Origin of the sequence: Streptomyces sp. Q6 (assembly GCF_036967205.1) — a bacterium.
Taxonomy (GTDB): domain Bacteria; phylum Actinomycetota; class Actinomycetes; order Streptomycetales; family Streptomycetaceae; genus Streptomyces; species Streptomyces citrinus.
Genome location: NZ_CP146022.1, coordinates 6,536,616 through 6,560,816 on the forward strand (window position 1 = coordinate 6,536,616; position 24,201 = coordinate 6,560,816).

At 69.4% G+C, this 24,201-nt stretch carries 17 protein-coding genes; 10 read left to right on the forward strand and 7 right to left on the reverse strand.

Annotated elements, in window-relative coordinates:
* Positions 1-73 precede the first annotated feature (73 nt).
* Entirely contained in the window at positions 74-910 is an 837-nt protein-coding gene (locus V2W30_RS30430) for an alpha/beta hydrolase (RefSeq protein ID WP_338701519.1), read from the forward strand.
* A gap of 10 nt (positions 911-920) precedes the next feature.
* On the opposite strand, the gene V2W30_RS30435 is transcribed toward V2W30_RS30430, so the two are convergent.
* The 4 genes from V2W30_RS30435 to V2W30_RS30450 all read right to left on the reverse strand — a co-directional run bounded on the left by V2W30_RS30435 (position 921) and on the right by V2W30_RS30450 (position 5,148).
* Positions 921-2,435, reverse strand: a complete 1,515-nt coding sequence (locus V2W30_RS30435; protein ID WP_338701520.1) for a VCBS repeat-containing protein — start codon at positions 2,433-2,435, stop codon at positions 921-923.
* Positions 2,436-2,461: 26 nt separating this feature from the next.
* On the reverse strand, positions 2,462-3,991 hold the full coding sequence (locus tag V2W30_RS30440; RefSeq protein ID WP_338701522.1) for a UDP-N-acetylglucosamine 1-carboxyvinyltransferase: 1,530 nt from the start codon (positions 3,989-3,991) through the stop codon (positions 2,462-2,464).
* 84 nt (positions 3,992-4,075) lie between these two features.
* Positions 4,076-4,276, reverse strand: a complete 201-nt coding sequence (locus tag V2W30_RS30445; RefSeq protein WP_338701524.1) for a DUF4236 domain-containing protein — start codon at positions 4,274-4,276, stop codon at positions 4,076-4,078.
* Positions 4,277-4,383: 107 nt separating this feature from the next.
* Entirely contained in the window at positions 4,384-5,148 is a 765-nt protein-coding gene (locus tag V2W30_RS30450) for an MBL fold metallo-hydrolase (RefSeq protein ID WP_338701525.1), read from the reverse strand.
* A 280-nt stretch (positions 5,149-5,428) separates the two neighbouring features.
* On the opposite strand from V2W30_RS30450, the gene acnA reads away from it, so the two are divergent.
* Complete coding sequence (gene acnA, locus V2W30_RS30455; protein WP_338701526.1) at positions 5,429-8,143, forward strand: aconitate hydratase AcnA; 2,715 nt, start codon at positions 5,429-5,431, stop codon at positions 8,141-8,143.
* Positions 8,144-8,203: 60 nt separating this feature from the next.
* Here acnA and V2W30_RS30460 read toward each other — a convergent pair whose 3' ends face one another.
* Positions 8,204-9,220, reverse strand: coding sequence for a hypothetical protein (locus tag V2W30_RS30460; RefSeq protein WP_338701527.1), 1,017 nt, complete (start codon positions 9,218-9,220; stop codon positions 8,204-8,206).
* A 369-nt stretch (positions 9,221-9,589) separates the two neighbouring features.
* On the opposite strand from V2W30_RS30460, the gene V2W30_RS30465 reads away from it, so the two are divergent.
* On the forward strand, positions 9,590-10,237 hold the full coding sequence (locus V2W30_RS30465; protein WP_338701528.1) for a dihydrofolate reductase family protein: 648 nt from the start codon (positions 9,590-9,592) through the stop codon (positions 10,235-10,237).
* Positions 10,238-10,290: 53 nt separating this feature from the next.
* On the opposite strand, the gene V2W30_RS30470 is transcribed toward V2W30_RS30465, so the two are convergent.
* Positions 10,291-10,818 carry a hypothetical protein gene (locus tag V2W30_RS30470; protein ID WP_338701529.1) on the reverse strand — a complete coding sequence of 176 codons (528 nt, stop codon included), beginning with the start codon at positions 10,816-10,818 and terminating at the stop codon, positions 10,291-10,293.
* Positions 10,819-10,910: 92 nt separating this feature from the next.
* Between V2W30_RS30470 and V2W30_RS30475 the strand changes: the two genes are divergently transcribed.
* Both V2W30_RS30475 and V2W30_RS30480 read left to right on the forward strand, forming a co-directional pair.
* Complete coding sequence (locus V2W30_RS30475; protein ID WP_338701530.1) at positions 10,911-11,690, forward strand: class I SAM-dependent methyltransferase; 780 nt, start codon at positions 10,911-10,913, stop codon at positions 11,688-11,690.
* Positions 11,691-11,880: 190 nt separating this feature from the next.
* Entirely contained in the window at positions 11,881-13,080 is a 1,200-nt protein-coding gene (locus V2W30_RS30480) for a PP2C family protein-serine/threonine phosphatase (RefSeq protein ID WP_338701531.1), read from the forward strand.
* Between the two features lie 36 nt (positions 13,081-13,116).
* On the opposite strand, the gene V2W30_RS30485 is transcribed toward V2W30_RS30480, so the two are convergent.
* Positions 13,117-16,980: a GH92 family glycosyl hydrolase gene (locus V2W30_RS30485; RefSeq protein ID WP_338701532.1), complete on the reverse strand. Its 3,864-nt coding sequence runs from the start codon at positions 16,978-16,980 to the stop codon at positions 13,117-13,119.
* Positions 16,981-18,079: 1,099 nt separating this feature from the next.
* On the opposite strand from V2W30_RS30485, the gene ngcE reads away from it, so the two are divergent.
* The 5 genes from ngcE to V2W30_RS30510 all read left to right on the forward strand — a co-directional run bounded on the left by ngcE (position 18,080) and on the right by V2W30_RS30510 (position 24,156).
* Positions 18,080-19,486 (forward strand): N-acetylglucosamine/diacetylchitobiose ABC transporter substrate-binding protein, encoded by a 1,407-nt coding sequence (gene ngcE, locus V2W30_RS30490; RefSeq protein ID WP_338701534.1) that lies wholly within the window; start codon positions 18,080-18,082, stop codon positions 19,484-19,486.
* Between the two features lie 7 nt (positions 19,487-19,493).
* Positions 19,494-20,555 (forward strand): sugar ABC transporter permease, encoded by a 1,062-nt coding sequence (locus tag V2W30_RS30495; protein ID WP_338701536.1) that lies wholly within the window; start codon positions 19,494-19,496, stop codon positions 20,553-20,555.
* Positions 20,552-21,460 carry a carbohydrate ABC transporter permease gene (locus tag V2W30_RS30500; protein WP_338701538.1) on the forward strand — a complete coding sequence of 303 codons (909 nt, stop codon included), beginning with the start codon at positions 20,552-20,554 and terminating at the stop codon, positions 21,458-21,460. Before V2W30_RS30495 ends, V2W30_RS30500 begins: the two co-directional genes overlap by 4 nt.
* A 250-nt stretch (positions 21,461-21,710) precedes the next feature.
* Positions 21,711-22,910 (forward strand): ROK family transcriptional regulator, encoded by a 1,200-nt coding sequence (locus V2W30_RS30505; protein ID WP_338701541.1) that lies wholly within the window; start codon positions 21,711-21,713, stop codon positions 22,908-22,910.
* Positions 22,911-23,031: 121 nt separating this feature from the next.
* Positions 23,032-24,156: a sugar ABC transporter substrate-binding protein gene (locus V2W30_RS30510; protein ID WP_338701543.1), complete on the forward strand. Its 1,125-nt coding sequence runs from the start codon at positions 23,032-23,034 to the stop codon at positions 24,154-24,156.
* The last annotated feature ends 45 nt before the right edge of the window (positions 24,157-24,201 follow it).

The window sequence follows — 24,201 nt, forward strand, 5'->3', positions numbered from 1 at the left end:
CCCAACCCCCGCCCCGGACAGACCGCAACACCCGGCGACGCCACAGCGCCCGGCGACGCCCTAGCATCGGCCCATGACGCTACAGACCGAACTCTCCGTAGGTCCGATCGCGTACGACGACACGGGAGGCGACGGCACGCCCGTCGTCCTCCTCCACGGGCTCGCCCAGGACGGCACGGTGTGGCGACACGTCGTGGACGAACTCGGCGCGTCCGTCCGCTGTATCGTCCCCACCCTCCCGTACGGCAGCCATCGCACACCGCTGCGGCCCGGCGCTCACCTCACCCCGCACTCCATGGCGTTGCTCATCGGCGAGTTCGCCGACGCGCTGAAGCTGGGCGACGAGACCGTGTTCGTGGAGAACGACGCGGGCCGTCTCCAGCAGCTCGCCGCCGAACGCCCCGAGCGGGTCGGCCGCATGGTGATCGCGGGCTGCGAGGCGTTCGACAACTATCCGCCGGGCCCGGCAGGGAAGCTCCTCGATGTCGCCGCCCGCGTCCCCGGCGGCATCGCGCTCCTCGCGGCGGTCCTGTCCGTCCGCCCGCTGCGCCGGATGCCCGGCACCGGATACGCGGTGATGTCGTACCGGCCCGTTCCGCACGAGCTGATCGACCGCTGGGTCGAGCCGCTGCGCAAGGACCCTGCGGCGCGGGCCGTCCTGCTGCGCTATCTCCGCTCGGGTGTGAGGACGGAGATGATGGAGGCGGCGGACGCCCTGCGGACCTACGACCGCCCCGCGCTCGTCGTCTGGGGCAAGCAGGACAAGATGATGCCCCTCGCGCACGGCCGCCGCCTGGCCGACCTCCTCCCGCGGGGACGTCTGGTGGAGCTGGACGAGTGCGGCACCCTCATCCCGCTGGACCGCCCCCGCGAACTGGCCGCCGCCATCAGGGAGTTCGCGACGTCCTGAGGGCCTGACCTCAGTTCGTCGGGGAGGCGTACACCCGCGGCTTCACCCATCGGGTGGCGTCGAACACCGCCCGGTCGCGGTCCGAGATCCCGTCCGTGATCCACCAGTGGGTGGGGTCCTCCCCGTAGAGCCCGAACATGCTGTCCGCGCCCCAGGTCAGCACCAGTTCGTCCCGTCCGTCCCCGTCGAAGTCCGCGGCGCCGTACGGCCGCGCGGGCCGCCGCTCGGCACGGACCTTCTTGCCCTGCGCGCGGGCCGGCCCCTGCCGCGCGACCTCCACCTGCCGCGCACCGCCCCCGTCACCGATCCCGTCGAGCAGCACCATCGCGTCGAACGTCGGCACGAGGATCCCGTCGCGACCGTCGCCGTCCGGGTCCGCCGCCACGTACACGAGCGGACTGCTGAACCCGCGGCGGCGCCGGGAGGCCTCGGGCAGCTCCTGGTCGACCGGCGTTCCACCGTCGCCCGGGTAGACGGTCAGGGAGCCGTCGACGTCGGGCGCCTCGGTCTCGGCGCCGGGCTCGTCGTTGCGGCTCCCGTCGTCGCCGACGGCCACGTCGCGCCGCCCGTCGCCGTCGAAGTCGCCGAAGGCGTGGGCGTTGCCCTCACGCAGTTCACGGCCCCGGCCGGTGGTGGGTGCCGTGTAGAGCGTGCTTCCGGTCTGCTCGCCGTCGTCCCCGTCGTGCGCCAGGAGGGGCGTGACGCGCGGGTGCTCGCCGGTCGGGTCGACGTCGTCGGCGTACAGCGACCCTCCGGACATCGGCAGCGTCCCGGTGCGGGCGGGCGCCCCCGTCGCCCGGTCGAACGGCCCGTACAGGAGCCACGCCGTGGTTCCCGACACCGCACGTCCGGCCAGGTCGAGTCGCCCGTCCCCGTCGAAGTCCCCGCGCACCACCGAGTCGAGGCCCGACGCGGCGGCCCGCGCGGGGAGCCGCATGGGTGTCGCCTTCCCGCCGCTGCCGCCGGGACCGCGCGCGGAACCCCACACCACGTACACGGTGTACCGCTGGGCCGCGTACGTCCCGTCGGTGGCCCGCTCCTTGCCGATGATCGGCAGTGCGAGATCGGCGAACCCGTCGCCGTCCAGATCGGCGCTCGCCGCGGACCGCGCGTCGACGCCCTCGGGTCGCTCGACTCCCGAGTACGACTCAGCGGCGGGAAGCCCCAGGTCGCTGCGTCCGTACACGGACCGGGTCGCCGGATCGAGCCCGTGCGAGGACCCGTACACCACCAGCAGCCGCCCGTCGGAGGGCTCCCACTGCGGCTCCCCGCCGGGGGTCTCCAGCGGCAGCAGCAGATCGCGGTGGCCGTCCCCGTTCAGGTCGTCGGGGTCCTTCGAACCGGTGCCGACGGCGGGGGAGCGGCTCGCGATCGGCGCGCCGAAGCCCGTCGGACTGCCGCCGGGCGAGGGGGACGTGTCGTTCCCGTCCGCCGAACCGCTCCCGCATCCGGTGAGCAGCGCCAGCGCGCAGCACACGGCGGGCAGGGCGGCGAGGGCGGACAGCCGGAGGGTGGGGCGCGTCATGCGCCCCACCCTCACACCGATGACCCTCAGATGTCGCGGAAGATCTCGATCTGGGCGCCCACGGAGTTGAGCCGCTCCGCCAGGTCCTCGTAACCGCGGTTGATGACATACACGTTGCGCAGCACCGACGTGCCCTCGGCCGCCATCATGGCGAGCAGGACGACGACGGCGGGCCGCAGCGCGGGCGGGCACATCATCTCGGCCGCGCGCCAGCGGGTCGGGCCCTCCACCAGCACCCGGTGCGGGTCGAGGAGTTGGAGGCGCCCGCCGAGCCGGTTGAGGTCCGTCAGGTAGATGGCGCGGTTGTCGTAGACCCAGTCGTGGATCAGGGTCTTGCCCTGGGCCGCCGCCGCGATGGCCGCGAAGAACGGGACGTTGTCGATGTTCAGCCCCGGGAACGGCATCGGGTGGATCTTGTCGATCGGCGCCTCCAGCTTGGAGGGCCGGACCGTGAGGTCGACGAGGCGCGTGCGGCCGTTGTCGGCGACGTACTCGGCCGTGCGGTCGTGGTCGAGCCCCATCTCCTCCAGCACCGCGAGCTCGATCTCCAGGAACTCGATCGGCACCCGCCTGACGGTGAGTTCGGACTCCGTGACGACGGCGGCGGCCAGCAGGCTCATCGCCTCGACCGGGTCCTCCGACGGGGAGTAGTCGACGTCGACGTCGATCTGCGGCACCCCGTGCACGGTGAGCGTCGTCGTACCGATGCCGTCGACCCGTACGCCCAGGGCCTCCAGGAAGAAGCACAGGTCCTGGACCATGTAGTTCGACGAGGCGTTGCGGATGACCGTGGTGCCGTCGTGCCGGGCCGCGGCCAGCAGCGCGTTCTCCGTCACGGTGTCGCCGCGCTCGGTCAGCACGATCGGGCGGTCGGGCGCCACGTCCGGCACCACCTCGGCGTGGTACAGGCCCTCGGTCGCCGTGATGTCGAGGCCGAACCGGCGCAGCGCGATCATGTGCGGCTCGATGGTGCGGGTGCCGAGGTCGCAACCGCCCGCGTACGGCAGCTTGAAGCGGTCCATGCGGTGCAGCAGCGGGCCGAGGAACATGATGATCGAGCGGGTGCGGCGGGCCGCCTGCGCGTCGATGGCGTCCATGTCGATCTCGGCGGGCGGCACGATCTCCAGGTCCACGCCGTCGTTGATCCAGCGGGTGCGCACGCCGATGGAGTTGAGGACCTCCAGGAGGCGGTAGACCTCCTCGATGCGGGCGACGCGGCGCAGTACGGTGCGCCCCTTGTTCAGGAGCGACGCGCACAGCAGCGCCACACACGCGTTCTTGCTCGTCTTCACGTCGATCGAGCCGGACAGTCGGCGTCCGCCGACCACCCGCAGATGCATCGGGCCCGCGTAACCGAGGGACACGATCTCGCTGTCCAGGGCTTCACCGATTCGGGCGATCATCTCAAGGCTGATGTTCTGGTTTCCGCGCTCGATCCGGTTCACGGCGCTCTGGCTGGTGCCGAGCGCCTCGGCAAGCTGCGTCTGTGTCCAGCCCCGGTGCTGACGGGCGTCACGGATGAGCTTGCCGATGCGTACGAGGTAGTCGTCTGCCATAGGGGCAGGTTATCTCAGATATGAGATGACGCATTCTGGGGGGTCCATCGGGGTGACGGACCCCCGACGGACCCTGACGGGACGTCAGTGACGCTTGGCGCTGCGGGTGCGACGCCAGCCGAAGGGACCCGGCAGGTCCATCGACGTCGTCCGACGCCCGGTGCTGCTGTGCGTGTGCCGCGGGCCGTGCCGGCCGCCGCCGGTCGTGACGGACCACGACTTGCGGTTGATGTTGAGCCGGACGCCGGGCAGGATGCGGAAGCTCTTGCGGAACGTGAGCGGCATGACGGATTCCCCTCCGTGGTCCCTCCGTACTTCCCTTCGTACGGATGCGTCGGTCCGTACTTCTCTTCGTACGGATACGAGAAGGCGGGTACCCGGGACCGTGCCGATCAGTCGGCGGAACCGACCGGGAACACCGCCCCCGGCGCCGCGTAGGCCACCGGCCCCGCGAACCGTGACGCCGCCCGCGTCACGGCGTCCCCGGGAGCGATCGCCCGCCCCACGTGCGTCACGATCAGCCGCCCCACGCCGGCCGCCGCGGCCGTCTCCCCGGCTTCCTCCGGCGAGTGGTGCACCCCGCCCCCGTCGTCCCCGTCCGCCTCGCACAGCAAGGTCCCGCATCCGGCGGCCAGTTCGGTCAGCGTGGTGCAGGGTGCGCTGTCCCCGGAGTAGACGAGCGACTGCCCCCGGTGCTCGACGCGCAGCGCGAACGCGGGCATCCCGTGCGCCACCTCCCGTGTGGCCAGATCGAGGGAGCCGACCCGCGCGCAGTGCCCGTCCGACAGTTCGCGTACGTCGAAGGCCCGCTCGACCGGGCTGCGCCGCTCGCCGTTCGTGAGGAAGTCCGCGAGCCGGTCGGCGATCCCCGGCGGCCCGTACAGGGGGAGCGGCGCCTCGCGCCGGACGTCCGCGTACAGGAGTCCGTACTGGGCGGTGAGCAGATCGGCGCTGTGGTCGGCGTGCAGGTGCGAGATCCAGACGGCGTCGATCTCGTCGAGCCGCGCGTATCTCTGGAGCGCCCCGAGGGTTCCGCTCCCCGCGTCCACCCACAGGCGTGTGCCGCCCCCGGTGACGAGGTACCCGGAAGACGGGTTCCCCGCGGCGGGGTAGGGCGTGGCGCTGCCGAGGACGGTGAGACGTAGATCACTGGCCATTGCCGGACGCTATCGGACGGGTCGCCGCGTCGCCGTCCCGGGGTTGCCGTACGACCATGAGGAGAGCGAACGCACGCGAGGAGGGGCTCGACGGCAGCGTCGGGTCATGTACTAGAGTTATCTCGACATCGAGATATCTGCCGAGGCGCACTGCGGCCGCCCGCCGGGCCGAGTCCGACGGTAAGGGTTACCTAACTTAGCCTTACCTTAGCGGTTGGGCAACGTGGCGTGGCGGCAGGATGCGGTGGAACGCGCACATAAATGTATGAAGGAGACTGTCGTGTCGGCGAACAGCTTCGACGCCCGCAGCACGCTGCGCGTGGGCGACGAGTCCTACGAGATCTTCAAGCTGGACAAGGTCGAGGGCTCCGCGCGCCTTCCCTACAGCCTGAAGGTTCTCCTTGAGAACCTGCTCCGCACCGAGGACGGCGCGAACATCACCGCCGACCACATCCGTGCGCTCGGCGAATGGGACTCGCAGGCGCAGCCCGCGCAGGAGATCCAGTTCACGCCCGCCCGCGTGATCATGCAGGACTTCACCGGCGTGCCCTGCGTCGTCGACCTCGCCACCATGCGTGAGGCCGTGAAGGCCCTCGGCGGCGACCCGGCGAAGATCAACCCGCTGTCCCCGGCCGAGATGGTCATCGACCACTCCGTCATCGCCGACAAGTTCGGCACCTCGGACGCGTTCAAGCAGAACGTGGACCTGGAGTACGGCCGCAACAAGGAGCGCTACCAGTTCCTGCGCTGGGGCCAGACCGCGTTCGACGACTTCAAGGTCGTCCCGCCGGGCACCGGCATCGTGCACCAGGTCAACATCGAGAAGCTGGCCCGCACGGTCATGGTCCGTAACGGCCAGGCCTACCCGGACACCCTGGTCGGCACCGACTCGCACACCACGATGGTCAACGGCCTGGGCGTCCTGGGCTGGGGCGTCGGCGGCATCGAGGCCGAGGCCGCGATGCTCGGCCAGCCGGTCTCCATGCTGATCCCGCGCGTCGTCGGCTTCAAGCTGACCGGCGAGCTGCCGGCCGGCACCACCGCCACCGACCTCGTGCTCACGATCACCGAGATGCTGCGCAAGCACGGCGTCGTCGGCAAGTTCGTCGAGTTCTACGGTGAGGGCGTCGCCGCCACCTCGCTCGCGAACCGCGCCACCATCGGCAACATGTCGCCGGAGTTCGGCTCCACCGCCGCGATCTTCCCGATCGACGACGAGACCCTGAACTACCTGCGTCTGACCGGCCGTGACGCCCAGCAGGTCGCGCTCGTCGAGGCGTACGCCAAGGAGCAGGGCCTCTGGCTCGACCCGGCCGCCGAGCCCGACTTCTCCGAGAAGCTGGAGCTCGACCTCTCCACGGTCGTCCCGTCGATCGCCGGCCCCAAGCGCCCGCAGGACCGCATCGTCCTCGCGAACGCCGCGCAGCAGTTCGCCCAGGACGTGCGCAACTACGTCGCGGACGACTCCGAGGCGGGCAAGGAGTCCTTCCCGGCCTCCGACGCCCCGGCCGTCTCCAACGGCGTCCCGTCGAACCCGGTCACCGTGACCGCCGCCGACGGCTCGACCTACGAGATCGACCACGGCGCCGTCACCGTCGCCGCGATCACCTCCTGCACCAACACCTCGAACCCGTACGTGATGGTGGCCGCCGCCCTCGTCGCGAAGAAGGCCGTCGAGAAGGGCCTGACCCGCAAGCCGTGGGTCAAGACCACCCTCGCGCCGGGCTCGAAGGTCGTCACCGACTACTTCGACAAGTCGGGCCTGACCCCGTACCTCGACAAGGTCGGCTTCAACCTCGTCGGCTACGGCTGCACCACCTGCATCGGCAACTCGGGCCCGCTGCCCGAGGAGGTCTCGAAGGCCGTCAACGACCACGACCTCGCGGTCACGTCGGTCCTCTCCGGCAACCGGAACTTCGAGGGCCGCATCAACCCCGACGTCAAGATGAACTACCTCGCCTCCCCGCCGCTGGTCGTCGCGTACGCCATCGCCGGTTCGATGAAGGTGGACATCACCAAGGACGCCCTCGGCGTCGACCAGGACGGCAAGCCCGTCTACCTGGCCGACATCTGGCCGTCGGAGGCCGAGGTCAACGACGTCGTCGCCAACTCCATCGGCGAGGACATGTTCTCGAAGTCCTACGAGGACGTGTTCGCCGGCGACGCCCAGTGGCAGGCCCTCTCCGTCCCGACCGGCAACACCTTCGAGTGGGACAGCGAGTCGACCTACGTCCGCAAGCCCCCGTACTTCGAGGGCATGACGATGGAGACCACCCCGGTCACCGACTTCGAGGGCGCCCGCGTCCTCGCCAAGCTCGGCGACTCGGTCACCACCGACCACATCTCGCCCGCCGGTGCGATCAAGGCCGACACCCCGGCCGGCAAGTACCTGAGCGAGCACGGCGTCGAGCGTCGCGACTTCAACTCCTACGGCTCGCGCCGTGGTAACCACGAGGTCATGATCCGCGGCACGTTCGCCAACATCCGCCTGCGCAACCAGATCGCGCCGGGCACCGAGGGCGGCTACACCCGCGACTTCACGCAGCCCGACGCCCCGGTCTCGTTCATCTACGACGCCTCGCAGAACTACCAGGCGCAGGGCACCCCGCTCGTCATCCTGGGCGGCAAGGAGTACGGCTCCGGTTCGTCCCGCGACTGGGCGGCCAAGGGCACCGCGCTCCTCGGCGTCAAGGCCGTCATCACCGAGTCGTACGAGCGCATCCACCGCTCGAACCTCATCGGCATGGGCGTCCTGCCGCTCCAGTTCCCGGCGGGCCAGTCGGCCGACTCGCTCGGCCTGACCGGCGAGGAGACCTTCGCGATCTCCGGCGTCACCGAGCTGAACGAGGGCCGCACCCCGGCCACCGTCAAGGTCACCACCGACACCGGTGTCGAGTTCGACGCGGTCGTCCGCATCGACACCCCCGGTGAGGCGGACTACTACCGCAACGGCGGCATCATGCAGTACGTGCTGCGCAACCTGATCCGCAACTAGTCGGTTCGGTAAGGCGGTCGAGGGCCGCATCCCCGGTGACGGGGGTGCGGCCCTTCGCCGTCACAGGACCGGGAAGCTGCCCCAGTACTTCAGTGCCGGGGCCCCCGCGTCGGCGTCATCGGCCGGGGCCCGCACCGGGCAGGGGGCGTCGGCCGCGATCTGCTCGCCCCAGCAGATCCACCGGTTGCCGGTGTTGTCGGCCCGGAACTCGATCAGCTGCCGCGGCCTCGTCGGCAGTCCCGGGGTGTGGAAGGCGTCGTCGCGGACGACCTTCGTCCGCTGCTGCCCGGCGTGGACGTAGGACACCTTGAACGCCCAACTGCACTGGTCCGTCACGGTGAGCACGTCCATGAGCGCGGCCCAGGACGTCTGTCCGTTGCCCAACTCGATGTACTGGTGGGCGAAGTACGGGCCGGGGTCCTCCTGCGACTGCTGGAGCAGCGGCGCCTCGCGATCGCCGGCGGCCAGGTCGACGGCGACCTCCTCGATCGGCTCCTCGCCCTCCGGCGGCAGGGAGATGACGGTCGTCGCCGTCGAGGGGGCGCACGTCACGTCGACGGCGTCCATGCCGCGCACCGAGACCGCCTGCGCGCGGGCGCTCTGGAGCGTCATCCCGTAGGCGAAGTCGACACGGTGTTCGCCGGTCGTCCGGTTCCCGCCGTCGTAGACGAGGACGGGTTTGTGCGTGAAGCCGTCCAGCATCCGCAGGAACTGCTCCATCGTCTCGTTCTCGCCCAGCGGGTGGGCGAGGATCTCGCCCTGCTCCTCCGGGGTGAGCGGGGCGGTGAAGAGCACCCAGCGCACGTCGAGACGGTTGTTGCGGACGGCGGAGTCGACGTCGCTCGCCGGGCTCACCGCCGTCGTGAACGGCTCCTTGCCGTCCTCGACGGCCTGCCCCGCCGCGTCCGCGGCCCGGGTGGTGGCCTTCATGGTCAGCAGGTTGAAGTTGAACTGGATGTACGACGTCGTCACCGTGGCGACGAGCGTCAGGACCATGAGCAGCGTGACGATCTTCCACCGGCCCCGCCGGTCGGCCACGGCGAACCCCGGGACCCGGCTGTCGATGACCCTGACCACCGGCGACGGCCCCGGTGGATACGTCGGTCGGGGTGGAACGGGCCGTCGCGGCGGCTGAGGTGTCGGAGGCGGCGGCTGTGGCCCCGCGGGCTGCTGGGGCGGTACGGACGGCCGTGGTGGCTGCGACGGCGGCGGCGGAACAGGCGGCGGTACATGCGGTGGTACGGGCGACATCGGCCACTCCTGAACAGGTGCGGCCCCGCGAACGGGTACGGCATCCTAGCCGTGGTCGGCCCTCGGCCACCAGATCGAGGAGACCGGTAAAACGCGCGCCGCATTCGGCGAGGTGCCGCGTCGCCGTGCGATGAGTTCTCGGAGCCGGGAGAGTCTCTGTGACGGGAGCCGCACCTCAAGATTCAGGAGAAGCACGTGACGCAGCTGTTGAAGGTCCAGAACTTCACCGTCTCCGGTGACGGGTTCGGCGCCGGTGACGGGCAGAGCCTGGAGCGACCGTTCGGGCACGCCGATCCCGGGACGATGTTCACGTGGGCCGGGGCCACGGCGAGCTGGCCCAACCGCACCGAACCGGGCGGGAGCCGCGGCCTCGACGACTATCTGACACGGGACTTCGCCCACAACATCGGCGCCGAGATCATGGGACGCGCCAAGTTCGGCCCGCAACAGGGGCCGTGGGAGGACCACGAGTGGCGCGGCTGGTGGGGCGAGGAGCCGCCGTTCCACACACCGGTGTTCGTGATGACCCACCACACGCGGCCGTCGTTCACGCTCTCCGACACCACGTTCCACTTCGTCGACGGCGAACCGGCCGCGGTGCTCGCGGCCGCGAAGGACGCGGCGCGCGGCAAGGACGTCCGGCTCGGCGGCGGGGCCCGCACCATCCGGCAGTTCCTCGACGCGGACCTGGTCGACACCCTGCACGTGGCGGTGGCGCCGTCGGTGAAGATCGGGTCGGGATCGCGGCTGTGGGAGTCCCCGGACGAACTGCGCGACCGGTTCCACGTCGACGTCGTGCCCAGCCGGAGCGGCGTCATCCACCACCTGTTCTGGCGCAAGTGACCGGATCGGCGCGGGCCAGGAGCTGAGGTTGCGCCCGCGCCGCGACCGATCGGCTACGCGGCCGTGTCCGGGCCCTGTGCCCGGACACGGCGCACCTGCTCCAGGGACGCGCTCAGCTCGGCGAGCCAGTCGTCGGCGTTGCGCTGCACCAGACGTACGCACCACGCGAGCGCGTCGCTGCGGCTGCGCGCCACGCCGCCCGCGACCAGGGTGTCGAGGACCTGCCGCTCGGGCTGACGCAGCCGGGTCATGACCGGCGCCGACACGTGCGTGAACAGGGCCTCGTCGGCCCCGCAGCGCACGCCCCACGACACCTTCTTGCGGAACCGGTGCTCGGCCTCCCGCGCGACCTCCACGCGCTCCCCGCGCGTGCGCTCCCTGAACTCCTGGATGCGGCCTTCGACGGCGGCCGCACGCTCCGCGTCCGAGGCGTCCTTGTCGAGCTGCGGCTCGGCGATGCGGCCGACGACGGTGATCTCCTCGCGGTCCACGGTCACGTCGGCGGGTCCCTCGAAGAGCCCTGCGGGCAGACGGCCGGTGAACCAGCCGCGCACCTTCTCGTGCTGTTCGGCTGTAAGCATGTAATCACCGTTGCACCGAAGGGAGTTGAGGGCAAGGGCGGCGGGCGGAAATCCGGGTGACCGAGGCCACCGGGCGGCGCTACCGTCCCCCGGTGACCGATGACCGCACCCCCGTACACCCGACCGACGCCGTCGAGGACGGCTACTTCCCGGAGAGCGTCGCCGCCACCTACGACGAGGGCGAGGACCCGGGCCGCGCGACCCTCGCCGCGGACTTCCTCGCCGCGCTCGCCGACGGCGGCCCGGCCTTCGAACTCGCCGTCGGCACCGGCAGGATCGCCCTGCCGCTGGCGGCGCGCGGTGTGCCCGTCACCGGGACCGACCTCTCGCGCGCCATGGTGGCGCGGCTGCGCGCCAAGCCCGGCGGCGCCGAACTCCCCGTCACCATCGGCGACATGACCACGACCAAGGTCGACGGGGCCGGCACCTTCACCCTCGCCTACCTCGTCTACAACACCATCAACAACCTCACCACGCAGGACGCCCAGGTCGACGCCTTCCGCAACGCCGCGGCCCATCTCGCGCCCGGCGGCCGCTTCGTCGTCGAGGTCGGCGTGCCCGCGCTGCGTCACCTGCCGCCCGGCCAGGAGGCCGTGATCTTCGGCCTGTCCGGCGAGCGTGTCGCCTTCGACCGGTACGACGACCTCGTCCACCAGCGCTTCAGCTCGAACTACGTCTCCGTGGACGCCGACGGCCGCGGCAGATACCGGTCCATCCCCTTCCGCTACGTCTGGCCCGCCGAGCTCGACCTGATGGCCCGGCTCGCCGGAATGCGCCTGGAGCAGCGGTACGCGGACTGGGGGCGCGCCCCGTTCACCTCCGAGAGCGACAGCCATGTGTCCGTGTACGTGAAGACCGACGCCGGGGACTGATTCCCGGCGGGCGGGCGGGTGACGGGCGGCGGAGCGTGAGAGGTGCCGCACGGGGCGTGAGGGACGAGTTCAGATTCCGGACATACCATTTCTTTTCCTGAATTTGACCTGTACGTTGACAGGATCGCCTGAATAGGTCCATTCAGTGAACTGTCGACGGGCGGCCGACCCGGCCGGCCCTGGAGCCCCGATGCGCGCACCCTCGTTCCCCGCGTTGCCCACCTGGCCCGCCGCGCTCTGCCCCGGCATCGTCGCGGCCGTGGTCATCACCGTCTGCGACGCCCTGCTCGGCGACGTCGGACTGCTGCCGCTGTACGCGGTCTGCCCCGCGCTGACCGCCTGCTGCGCCTCACCGCGCCGGGTGGCGATCTGCGGAGCGTTCGCGATGCTGCTGTGCGCCGCCGTGGCCGGCTACGACGACCTGCTCTTCACACGGCGCGGCACCGTGGCCCTGACCAGCGTCTTCCTGGTGAGCGTCGCCTCCGCCGTCGCCGCCCACGCACGCGTCCAGCAGGAGCGGCGCGCGGCGCAGCAGCGCCGGATCTCGGAGTTCGTCCAAGGGGTGATCCTCGCCCCCGTGCCCGGCGACACCGGCCCCGCGGCCATCGCCGCCTCGTACCTCTCGGCGGCCGAGGACGCCCGGATCGGCGGGGACTTCTACGAGGTGGTCCCGGTGCGCGGCGGGGTCCGCCTCCTCATCGGCGATGTCCAGGGCAAGGGACTCAACGCCGTGCGCACGGCCTCCGTCACACTCAGCGCCTTCCGGCTGAGCGCCCACGACGCCACCGACCTGGACGGCGTCGCGTTCAGCATCTCCTGCGCGCTGCACCGCAGGGGAGTGGAGGAGCAGTTCGTCACCGCGGTCCTCGCCGAACTCGACGAGGCGGGCCGCCTCACCCTGCTCTCCTTCGGGCATCCGCCGCCCCTGATCGTGCGGGCCGACGGCACCCACGAACTCGCTCACCCGCCGAGCCCGGCCATGCCCTTCGGCCTGTCGTGGCTGGACCCGGATCCGCCCGAGCCGCGCCATGTCGACCTGGCGCACGGCGACCGCGTACTGCTCTACACCGACGGACTCGCCGAGGCGCGCAACACCGAGGACGCGTTCTACCCGCTGGTGCAGCGGGTCGCGCTGCTGCGCGGCGCGTCCCTCGACGACTGCCTGGTCCAGCTCCGCCACGACGTGCACGAGCACACCGGCGCGGGGGTCGACGACGACTCCGCGCTGATGCTCCTCGAATACCGGCCATCCCCGGAGCCGGTCGCCCCCGAGGGCCGCCCGCGGCTCCCCGTCCAGCAGGACGACGACCACCGGCACGGGCCGTACGGCCGCTCCTGCGCGATATGCAGCGTCCGGGACTGCCCGCTGACACGCGACGGGCGGGCGTGAACGCTCCACGCCCGCCCGCCGGTCACTCACGTGTGCCTACGACAGCAGCTCCACCTCCGCCAGCGTCGCCGGTTCCGTACCGGCGAACACCAGCCGGTAGTGCTGGTACGTGCCCGGCGCGCTCACCGAGAAGGCCCGCGTCTGCTTGTCCCAGCTGAAGGACTCGCCGGAGCGCGCGTCGACCGTCTTCCACGACGTACCGTCGTTCGACGCCTCCAGCTTCCAGCCCGCCGGGGCCTTCGCCCTGTCGTCCGACGTCAGCGTGTACTGCACGGCCTTCGTGCCGTCCGCGCCGACCGGCAGCTCCACCGGACCCGCCGAACTCGCGCTCGTGGCCGAGGTGTTGTCGAACAGCGGACCCGATCCGGTGATCGCGTCGGACCGCGGCGACGGCACCTTGTCGTCCTTCGTGAGGGACGTCGGCGCCGCGTCGGCACCCGTACCCCACGACGACGGCTTGTCGCCCATCGCGAACTCGATGACACCGCCGTTCGCGACGACCGAGTGCGGCAGCGACGTCTTCGACCACGTACGGCCGTTGACCTTCACGCCCTGCACGTAGATGTTCTTCGCGCTGTTCCTCGGCGCCTTGACGACGAGGTCCTTGCCGTTCTCCAGGTGCAGCGTCATCTTCGTGAACTGCGGGGAGCCGATGGCGTACTCGCCACTGCCCATCACGAGCGGGTAGAAGCCGAGCGACGAGAAGAGGTACCAGGCGGACTGCTCGCCGTTGTCCTCGTCGCCGTGGTAGCCCTGCCCGATCTCGCTGCCCGTGTAGAGGCGGGAGAGGACCTCACGGACCTTCTCCTGCGTCTTCCACGGCTGTCCCGCCGCGTCGTACATGTACGTGATGTGGTGCGCGACCTGGTTCGAGTGGCCGTACATGCCCATCCGTACGTCCCGCGCCTCCGTCATCTCGTGGATGACACCGCCGTACGAACCGGCCACGGCCGACGTGGCCGTCTCCGGCGTCGAGAAGAACGTGTCGAGCTTCTTCGCGAGGCCGTCCTTGCCGCCGTACAGGTTGGCGAGGCCGCGGCTGTCCTGCGGGGCGGTGAAGGCGTAGCCCCAGGCGTTGGTCTCCGTGTAGTCGTAGCCCCAGATCGCCGGGTCGAAGTCCGCCGACTTCACACGCCAGTCGCCCTTCTCGTCCTTCCCCTGGAAGAACCCGGTCCCGGCCGCCTTGTCGTCGAACATGTTGACGTAGTCACGGGCCCGGTTTCGGAAGTACTCCGCCTCCTCCTTGTACTGCTTCTTGCCCGTCTTCTTGTAGAGCGCCTCGCCCATCTGCGCGATGCCGTAGTCGTTGAGGTAGCCCTCCAGCGCCCACGACAGGCCCTCGTGCGTGTCCGTCGACGTGTAGCCGAGGAACGGGGAGGTCGTCATGCCCTTGCGGCCCACGCCCGACTGCGGCGGCACCACGGTCGCGTTCTTCACGGCCGCCTTGTACGCCGATTCGACGTCGAAGCCGTCGACGCCCTTCACGTACGCGTCGGCGAACGCCACGTCCGACGACGTGCCCGTCATCAGGTCCGCGTACCCCGGCGACGACCACCGCGAGATCCAGCCGCCGTCCCGGTACTGCTGCACGAAGCCGTCGACCAGCTCACCGGCCTTCTTCGGCGTGAGCAGCGAGTACGCGGGCCAGGTCGTCCGGTACGTGTCCCAGAAGCCGTTGTTGACGTACGGCTTGCCCTCGACGATCTTCGCGCCGGTGTGCGTCGGGGTGTCGGGACCCGGCATCGCCGAGAACGGGGACGCGTACTTGTACGTCGCCTTGCCCTGCGAACGGACCTTCTCGAAGCCGGAGTTGGGGTACAGGTACAGCCGGTAGAGCGACGAGTACAGCGTCGTGCGCTGGTCGTCCGTCGCGCCCTCGACCTCCACCTTCTTCATCAGCGTGTCCCACTGGGCGCGCGCCGCGTCCCGTACGTCGGTGAAGGACCGGCCCGCCGGGAGCTCCTGTGCCAGGTTGTCCTTGGCCTGGTCGATACCGATCAGGGACGTCGCGAGGCGCAGGGTGACCGTGCGGTCCTTGCCCGCGTCGAACGTGAAGTGCCCCTTCACGCCCGCCGCCGCGGCGTCCTTCACCGGCTTGTCGAAGACGCCGTAGACGAAGAGGCGGGTGGCGCCGGTGGACAGCCCGGACTTCACGTCCGAGTAGCCGGTGACGGTCCCGGTCTCCTTGTCGAGCGTGAGGCCGCCCTGCTCGGAGACGTTGTCGAAGACGACACTCGCGTCGTCCCCGGGGTAGCTGAAGCGCAGCGCCGCGGCGTGGTCGGTCGGCGTCATCTCCGCCTTCACGCCGTTCTCGAACGTCACGCCGTAGTAGTACGGGCGGGCCGTCTCGTTCTCGTGCCGGAAGGCCAGCGCGCGGCCGGAACGCGACGTGTCCACCGCGTCGCCGGCCTTCGCCGACGGCATCATCTGGAACGTCTGCCGGTCACCCATCCACGGGCTCGGCTCGTGGCTCGCGGCCAGCGCCTCCATCGTGGGCAGGTTGTCCGCGTTGTTGTCGCGCGCGTAGTCGTACAGCCAGCTGAGCGAGCCCGCGTTCGTCACCGGCGTCCAGAAGTTGAAGCCGTGCGGGACGGCTGTCGCCGGGAACGTGTTGCCGCGCGAGAAGCCGCCGCTGGAGTTCGTGCCGCGCGTCGTCGACGCGTAGTCGCTCAGGTGGGCCTTGGGGCGCGACGGCGCGGCCCGGTCGATGTCGATGTCGTCGAGCCAGCCGCGGAACTTCGCCGGTCCCTTCGCGGAGTCGTACGCGACGAGGATCCGGTCGACCGTCTTGCCGGCCGCGACCGACCCGATGCCGGACTTCACGGCGTTCCACTGGTTCACGTACAGCCGCTTGGCGTCGCCCTGCCCCTGCGGGGTCAGCAGCCCGCCGTGGGAGTCGACGGCCTTCAGATCGCTCAGGTACGTGCCGTCGGTGAAGGCCAGGTCCACGGAGACGTTCGTGGCGTCGTAGTCACGGTCGCCGTCCGCCATCGACGGGAAGATCTTGTACGACAGCTCGGTGTCGCTCGCCACCGCCACATCGACGTCGAAGACCTTGTTGTACGAGTACGCGCGCCCGTCCGTCTTGTGCGTGCCCGCGTAGCGCAGGGCCCGTGTCCCGGTGAAGCCCGCGCCCGCCTTCGCCGTCGGGGAGCCGCTCGGGCCCTTGTCCACGAGCGAGAGCATGTCCTCGGGCGCCGGCGCCTGGTCGCCGCCCGTCGACAGTTGGAAATCGGCCAACTGCGTGGCGTCGTTCGCACCGTTGTTCTTCGTGAACTCGATACGGAAGTGGCGGTACTCGGCGGGGGTCTGAAGGTCGTACGTCTTCGCCTGGAACCGCTCGCCGAACGTCTCGCCGGAGCGCGTGTCGAGAGTGGTCCAGTCCTTTCCGTCGGCCGAACCCTTCAGGGTCCAGTCCTTCGGGTCGCGCTCGTCGTGGTCGTTGGCCGACGTCAGCGCGTATTTGGTGATCTTGACCGGTTCGTCCAGGTCGTACTCGACCCACGCGGTCGGCGTGAACGCCAGCCACTTCGTCGTCGCCTCGCCGTCGACGAGGTTCGCCGCGACCTCACCGCCGCCACTGTTCTCGCCGCTGGCGCGGACGTCGGTGACATGCCCGTTGACATTGCCCGGGATGCCGCCGGTGTAGCCGCCGTCGACGCCGCTCGCCCGCTTGCCGCCGTCCGCCGCGGTGTCCACGGTGTTCAGCCAGTCGGGGGCGGGCTGCCCGGCCTCGAACGAGGAGCTGAACTCCCGCTCGGCGCCCGGTTGTTGCCTCGGCTGCGCGACGGCACCGCCCTGCGCCGTCGCCGTGAACACCAGCGCCGCCGCTCCCACGGCGGCGGTGGCGGTCACGCGGTATCTGTTGCGGGATCTGAATCGGCTGGATCTGCCCTGCATGGGTGGCGCCCTCCCGGCGGCTCAATCAACCAGACAACGTTGTCAGTTCGCTGCGCAAGGTCCAGTAGGGCCGCAAGTGGGCTGTGGTGTCAAGGGTGTTGAGGAGGGTCGGGCGTGGCGTCCGACGGTCGCGGATACGGGAGCGCGTGGCAGTCGGGCGGGAGCGGGGGCGGCGGTCGGGTGAGGGCGGGGCGGTAACCGGCGGAGGCGCGGCGGGAGACCGGCCGTGACCGCGGAGCGTCCGCCTCCGCTCTGCCGCTCGTTCAAGACCCGAACGCGTCGCGCCCCGAACCGTCCGGCACGACCCTGTTCGCCCCACTGCTCCGCAGATGACCGCCCGGAGAACCGCTCGACGGACGCATTCCGCTACACCCTTTGTAGACAGGCGAGTTGACAAGATCGACTCGCCCCACGCTGCGGCTTATTTCCGGGAGGTCTCAACTCGGAAAAGACCGACGTCCAAACCTGCATTCGATCTTGCCCCGCTCACAGGGAGTGGACTATACCTGTCGGCGTCCGGCCCGGACGGTCTCACGACCGGGTCAGGACCCGGGGGAGGGGGGAAACGGCGAAGCGTGCGATCGCACCGACTGCCGTAGGTCTCCGTCGATCCCGGAACTTCCAGTACCACCCAGCTCCAACTGCGTTCCCTCGGGCCAGTGCATTTCCGGACGAGTTCCGTCGATGCCATTCCGGTCCGGGGTCCGGGGATTCGTCCCCGGTACGACACAGCACGTCACCGCGGTGCCGGGGAGGATCCGGTTCACCGCCTGAGTCCTGGAGAAGGCGAGGACTTGAGCATGGGATCCACCCCCGGCGTAGGCCATCGCGATCTGATCGAGCGAAGCGCGACTGTCGCTCCCACCGCGGCCCCGGCGACCGCTTTTCCCACCTCGCTCAGCTGATCACCACCGGTGCCGCCGAGCGGCTCCGGTACGACGGCTGAACGACCCGATGCGCGTCCGCGCCGACATCACGGGCGAAGAACCGCATCAGGAAGCGCTCCAAGAGAAGTGCGGCAAGCACGGGGCCCATCCGGCCCGGCAGCCGAACACGCAGCACACCCGTAGAAATTCAATCGATCAGTGAGGATGCAGAGATGACCATTCGTGCCGGCTCTCTTGACAGGCGGACGCTCCTTCGCGGGGCGATCGCGACGGCAGCCATGGGTTCGTTCGCGGTTGCGTGTGGCTCTCCCTCCAGCAACGACAACAACAGCGGCGGCCCCAAGGGCAAGAAGGGTGCCAAGAACCCGTTCGGCGTCGCCGCGAACTCCAAGGTCGACGCGGCCATCTTCGACGGCGGTTACGGCACCGACTATGTCGACTACGCCAACAAGGTCATGGGCAAGCAGGTCAAGGGCGTCAAGGTCCAGGTCAAGCCGGTCGTCGACATCGCTCCGGAACTCCAGCCCCGGTTCGTCGGCGGCAACCCGCCGGACCTCATCGACAACTCGGGTGAGGACCAGATCGGCTTCCTCGGCATTCTCGACCAGCTCGAGGAGCTCGACGACGTCTTCGAGGCCGAGAACTACGAGGGCAAGAAGATCGCCGACACGGTTTACGCCGGCGTCAAGGAGCCCGGCACCTTCAAGGACAAGTTCGTCGCGCTGAACTACGTGATGACCGTGTACGGCGTCTGGTACTCCAAGACCCTGTTCGAGAAGAACGGCTGGACCCCGCCGAAGACGTGGGACGAGGCGCTCGACCTCGGCCAGAAGGCCAAGAAGAAGGGCAAGTACCTCTTCGTCCACGGCAAGGAAGCGGCGACGTACTACCAGACGCTGCTCATCGGCGGAGCGATCAAGGAGGGTGGCGACGAGGTCCGTATCGCCCTGGAGAACCTGGAGAAGGACTCCTGGTCGCACCCGGCCATCCAGGGAATCCTCAAGGTCATGGAGACCATGGTCAAGGAGAAGATGTTCGTCCCCGGTGGCTCCGGCACCCAGTTCCAGAAGGCGCAGGCGATCTGGAGCAACGACCAGAAGGCGCTGCTCTATCCGACCGGTGGCTGGATCGAGAACGAGATGAAGAAGGCCACCAAGGCCGACTTCCAGATGACCGGCATCCCGGAGATGACGCTCACCAGCAAGCCGAAGATGGCCTACGAGGCCGTTCACGCGGCCGCGGGCGAGCCGTTCATCGTGCCCAAGCAGGGCAAGAACCCGGCCGGCGGCAAGGAAGTTCTGCGCGCCATGCTGTCCAAGGACGCGGCCGCCAACTTCTCCAAGACGAAGCTGGCCCCGACGATCGTCAAGGACACCGTGCCCGCGGACGGTTACGGCTCCTCGGCGCTGGTCTCGCAGTCGAAGATGCTCGCCGACGCGGGCGAGAACATCTTCACCTGGAACTTCGTCTCCGCCTACGGGATGAACACCGACCAGCTGGTGCCGTGGAACTCGTTCCTCGCCGGCGACCTCGACGCCAAGGGTCTGACCTCGGCGCTCCAGAAGATCTCCGACAAGATCCGGGAAGACGACTCCGTCGACAAGATCAAGGTCAGCTAGCACTGCGATGAAAGACACGACCCCCACCTCCGACACCGCGAGCCGCCGGCCGACGCCGGCCGCTCGCGGTGGGCGGCCCCGACGCCGCAAACTCACCTTCGACCGGGTGACGTTCTTCCTCGCGTTCCTCGGTGTCCCGCTGGCCATCTTCGTGACCTTCGTCCTGATCCCCTTCGTCCAGGCGATCTACTGGGGGATGACGGACTGGCGCGGGTTCAGCCCGGACTACACCTTCGTCGGATTCGACAACTTCACCAAGATGTTCCAGGACGACATCTTCGTGAAGGCGCTGCGCAACGTCACGTTGCTGGCGATCTTCGTGCCGCTGGTGACGTTGACGCTCGCCCTCGGGGTCGCGGTGGCCATCACCCTGGGCGGGCCCAGCAAGGGCCCCGTCCGGGGGATCCGGGGAGCGTCGTTCTACCGGATCATCTCGTTCTTCCCCTACGTCGTGCCGGCGATCATCGTCGGCCTGATCTGGGCGCAGATGTACGACCCGAACGCCGGCCTGGTCAACGGCGTCCTCACGGCGCTGGGCCTCGACCAGTTCGACACGTTCGCCTGGCTGGGTGAGACGTCGAGCGCGATGCCGGCCCTGATGTTCGTCATCGTGTGGGGGCTCGTCGGCTTCTACGCGGTGCTCTTCATCGCGGCGATCAAGGGCGTCCCGGCCGAGCTGTACGAGGCGGCCAGGATCGACGGAGCCGGCCGGTTCCGGACGACGCTCTCGATCACCCTGCCGGCGATCCGGGACACGGTGCAGACGGCGTACGTCTACCTGGGCATCGCCGCCCTCGACGCGTTCGTCTACGTACAGGCGATGCTGCCGAACGGCGGGCCGGACAACTCGACCCTGACGATCAGCCAGCGACTGTTCAACGTCGCCTTCGCCAAGCAGCAGTTCGGGTACGCCACCGCGATGGGTGTCGTCCTCGCCGTCGTCACCCTGGTGTTCGCGGCGCTGGTGTTCCTCGTCAACCGCCTGACCGGCGGTGGCGACAGCGAAGGCAAGACGAAAGCGCCTGGGTTCAGGGCGCGGCGTGCCGCAGCCAAGGGAGGTGCCCAGTGAGCGCCATAGCCGCCGACCGGAAGTCGGCCAGCGACCGGAAGCCGACGAGTGACCGGAAGCTGACGAGAGCCGTCGTGAGCAGCGACCGCAGGTTCGCGGCGATCTCGCACGCGTTGCTGATCCTGTGGTCGGTGATCGTGATCGTGCCCATGCTCTGGGTGCTGGTGTCGTCGTTCAAGTCGACCGGCGAGATCCTGTCGTCACCGTTCGCGCTGCCGGATCACTGGAGGGTCGAGAACTACGCGCACGCGTGGACCGACGCGAGCATCGGGAAGTACTTCCTGAACTCCGTGATCGTCGTGGTCTGCGCGCTGTTCCTGGTGATGCTCCTCGGCGCGATGTGCGCGTACATCCTGGCGCGGTTCGAGTTCCCCGGGCGCCGGCTGATCTACTACGTGATGCTCGCGGGGCTGACCTTCCCGGTCTTCCTGGCGATCGTGCCGCTCTTCTTCCAGCTCCAGAACTTCGGGCTGCTGAACACGCGTCCCGGACTGATCCTCACGTACGTCGCGTTCGCGCTGCCGTTCACGATGTTCTTCCTGTACTCGTTCTTCCGGTCGCTGCCGCACGACGTCTACGAGGCGGCGTTGATCGACGGCGCCGGTGACTGGCGGGCGTTCTTCCAGGTGATGCTGCCGATGGCACGTCCCGGCATGGCGGCGGTGGCGATCTTCAACTTCCTGGGGCTGTGGAACCAGTTCCTGCTGCCGGTGGCGCTCAACACCGACCAGGACAAGTGGGTCCTGACCCAGGGGATGGCCGCCTACGCGTCCTCGCAGGTGTACGACATCGACTACGGCGCGCTGTTCGCTGCGATCGTGATCACGGTGGTGCCCGTCCTGATCGTGTACTGCATCTTCCAGCGGCGGATCGCCGGTTCGGTGTCGCAGGGCACCTTCCGCTGACGCCGACCGCCGTGTGACGGCCGCTTCACCCGTTGTGCGCAGGGGTCCGGCCCCGGAGAGCTCTCTCCGGGGCCGGACCCCTGCGCGTTCACGGTGTGGAACCGATTTCCGTCAAGGGCTTGACGCCACAGGTGCCTTCAGCGGAGCTTGGGGTTCATAACTTGTACAAGGTCCGGTCACTCTCCGTGTGTGATGCGGACCACAGGGGGGCGAAGGGGCTCCCCGGTCAACGGGACGAGGGTGTGGGTCAATGGAGACTCCGGGGTCGCAGTCGTCGCTGCACCGGGCCAATCTGGAGCGGGTCGTGCGCGCCGTGCGGCTCGCGGGTTCGCTCACGCAGGCGGAGATCGCGAGGACGACGGGCCTGTCCGCGGCGACGGTCTCCAACATCGTCCGGGAGCTCAAGGACGGGGGGACGGTCGAGGTCACGCCCACCTCGGCCGGGGGCCGCAGGGCCCGCAGCGTCTCGCTCAGCGGCGACGCGGGCATCGTGATCGGCGTCGACTTCGGTCACACCCACCTGCGCGTCGCCATCGGCAACCTCGCGCACCAGGTGCTGGCCGAGGAGTCCGAGCCGCTCGACGTCGACGCCAGCGCCGCGCAGGGCTTCGACCGCGCCGAGCAGCTGGTGGAGCGGCTCGTCGCCGCGACCGGAATCGACCGGACGAAGGTCGCGGGCGTCGGGCTCGGCGTACCGGGCCCCATCGACGTGGAGAGCGGCACCCTGGGCTCGACGTCGATCCTGCCCGGCTGGACCGGCACCAAGCCCGCCGAGGAGCTCAGCCGCCGCCTCGGCGTCCCCGTGCACGTCGACAACGACGCCAATCTGGGCGCGCTCGGCGAGCTGGTGTGGGGCAGCGGGCGCGGCGTGAAGGACCTCGCGTACATCAAGGTCGCGAGCGGTGTCGGCGCCGGCCTGGTGATCTCCGGGCAGATCTACCGGGGCCCGGGGGGCACCGCGGGCGAGATCGGGCACATCACGCTCGACGAGTCGGGCCCGGTGTGCCGCTGCGGCAACCGCGGCTGCCTGGAGACGTTCACGGCCGCCCGGTACGTCCTGCCGCTGCTCCAGTCGAGCCACGGGACCGATCTGACCATGGAGGGCGTCGTGCGGCTCGCGCGCGACGGCGACCCCGGCTGCCGTCGCGTGATCGCGGACGTGGGCCGGCACATCGGCTCGGGTGTCGCGAATCTCTGCAATCTGCTGAACCCGAGCCGGGTCGTCCTCGGCGGCGATCTGGCGGAGGCCGGGGAGCTGGTCCTGGGGCCCATAAGGGAGTCCGTGGGCCGCTATGCGATCCCCAGCGCCGCCCGCCAACTCTCGGTCCTCCCAGGGGCGTTGGGCGGCCGCGCGGAGGTGCTCGGGGCGCTCGCGCTGGCCCTCAGCGAGATGGGTGACTCGACCCTTTTGGACGGGGTTGTACCCGCACCGGCACCTGCCTTCACTTAGAGAACGCATGACACCGTTGCCATCTCGTTAAGTATTTACTCCTTGACGCTTACGTTGCGGCCGAGTTGACTCCAATCCACCTCGGCCGCAACGACGCGGCCTCGTCAGGGAGGTTTCTGAAGTGAACACGCGTATGCGTCGTGCCGCCGTTGCTTTCTGCGCCACCGGTATGGCTGTGTCCCTCGCCGCTTGTGGCAGTGCCAAGGAGTCCGGCGACAAGGCCGACAGCTCCAAGTCGGCCGGCAAGAAGGGCGACGCCATCACCGTCGGCCTGCTCCTGCCGGAGAACCAGACGGCTCGCTACGAGAAGTTCGACAAGCCGATCATTGAGAAGCAGATATCGACGCTGACCAATGGCAAGGGCAAGGTCGAGTACCTGAACGCCAAGCAGGACGCGACCGTCCAGTCGCAGCAGATCGACACGATGATCACCAAGAAGGTCGACGTGCTGATCCTGGACGCGGTCGACTACAAGGCCGTCGCGAGCGGCGTGAAGAAGGCCAAGGACGCGGACATCCCCGTCGTGGCCTACGACCGCCTCGCCCAGGGCCCGATCGCCGCCTACACCTCCTTCGACAACCAGGAGGTCGGCAAGACGCAGGGTGAGGCCCTGCTGAAGGCCATGGGCGACGACGCCAAGCCCAGCAGCAAGATCGTCATGATGAACGGCGCGATCACGGACCCGAACGCGGCCGACTTCAAGAAGGGCGCCCTCTCCGTCCTCAAGGGCAAGGTGGCCATCGCCAAGTCCTACGACACCAAGGAGTGGAAGCCGGAGAACGCCAACGCCAACATGGAAGGCGCCATCTCCGCGATCGGCAAGGACAAGATCAAGGGCGTCTACTCGGCCAACGACGGCATGGCCGGCGGTATCATCACCGCCCTCAAGTCCGCCGGTCTGAGCAAGCTCCCGCCGGTCACCGGCCAGGACGCCGAGCTCGCCGGTGTGCAGCGCATCGTCACGGGCGACCAGAACATGAGCGTGTTCAAGTCGTACCCGCAGGAGGCCGAGACCGTCGCCAAGATGGCCGTCTCGATCGCCAAGGACGGCAAGCTGGACAGCTCGCTGGCCACCGGCACCGTCGACAGCGACACCGACAAGGGCATCCCCTCGGTGATCGTCCCGGTCGTCTCCCTGACGCAGGACAACATCAAGGACACGGTCGTCAAGGAGGGCTACTACACCCTCGACGAGATCTGCACGCCGAAGTACAAGGCCGCGTGCGACAAGATCGGTCTGAAGTAACCGTAGGAACCCCTCCGGGAGTCTCCACTCCCTCTCGCTGTACGG

Coding starts and splice junctions, on each gene's coding strand:
- V2W30_RS30430 (WP_338701519.1), top strand. CDS start 74: ATGACGCTACAGACCGAACTCTCCGTAGGTCCGATCGCGTACGACGAC.
- V2W30_RS30435 (WP_338701520.1), bottom strand. CDS start 2,435: ATGACGCGCCCCACCCTCCGGCTGTCCGCCCTCGCCGCCCTGCCCGCC.
- V2W30_RS30440 (WP_338701522.1), bottom strand. CDS start 3,991: ATGGCAGACGACTACCTCGTACGCATCGGCAAGCTCATCCGTGACGCC.
- V2W30_RS30445 (WP_338701524.1), bottom strand. CDS start 4,276: ATGCCGCTCACGTTCCGCAAGAGCTTCCGCATCCTGCCCGGCGTCCGG.
- V2W30_RS30450 (WP_338701525.1), bottom strand. CDS start 5,148: ATGGCCAGTGATCTACGTCTCACCGTCCTCGGCAGCGCCACGCCCTAC.
- V2W30_RS30470 (WP_338701529.1), bottom strand. CDS start 10,818: ATGCTTACAGCCGAACAGCACGAGAAGGTGCGCGGCTGGTTCACCGGC.
- V2W30_RS30480 (WP_338701531.1), top strand. CDS start 11,881: ATGCGCGCACCCTCGTTCCCCGCGTTGCCCACCTGGCCCGCCGCGCTC.
- V2W30_RS30485 (WP_338701532.1), bottom strand. CDS start 16,980: ATGCAGGGCAGATCCAGCCGATTCAGATCCCGCAACAGATACCGCGTG.
- ngcE (WP_338701534.1), top strand. CDS start 18,080: ATGACCATTCGTGCCGGCTCTCTTGACAGGCGGACGCTCCTTCGCGGG.
- V2W30_RS30495 (WP_338701536.1), top strand. CDS start 19,494: ATGAAAGACACGACCCCCACCTCCGACACCGCGAGCCGCCGGCCGACG.
- V2W30_RS30505 (WP_338701541.1), top strand. CDS start 21,711: ATGGAGACTCCGGGGTCGCAGTCGTCGCTGCACCGGGCCAATCTGGAG.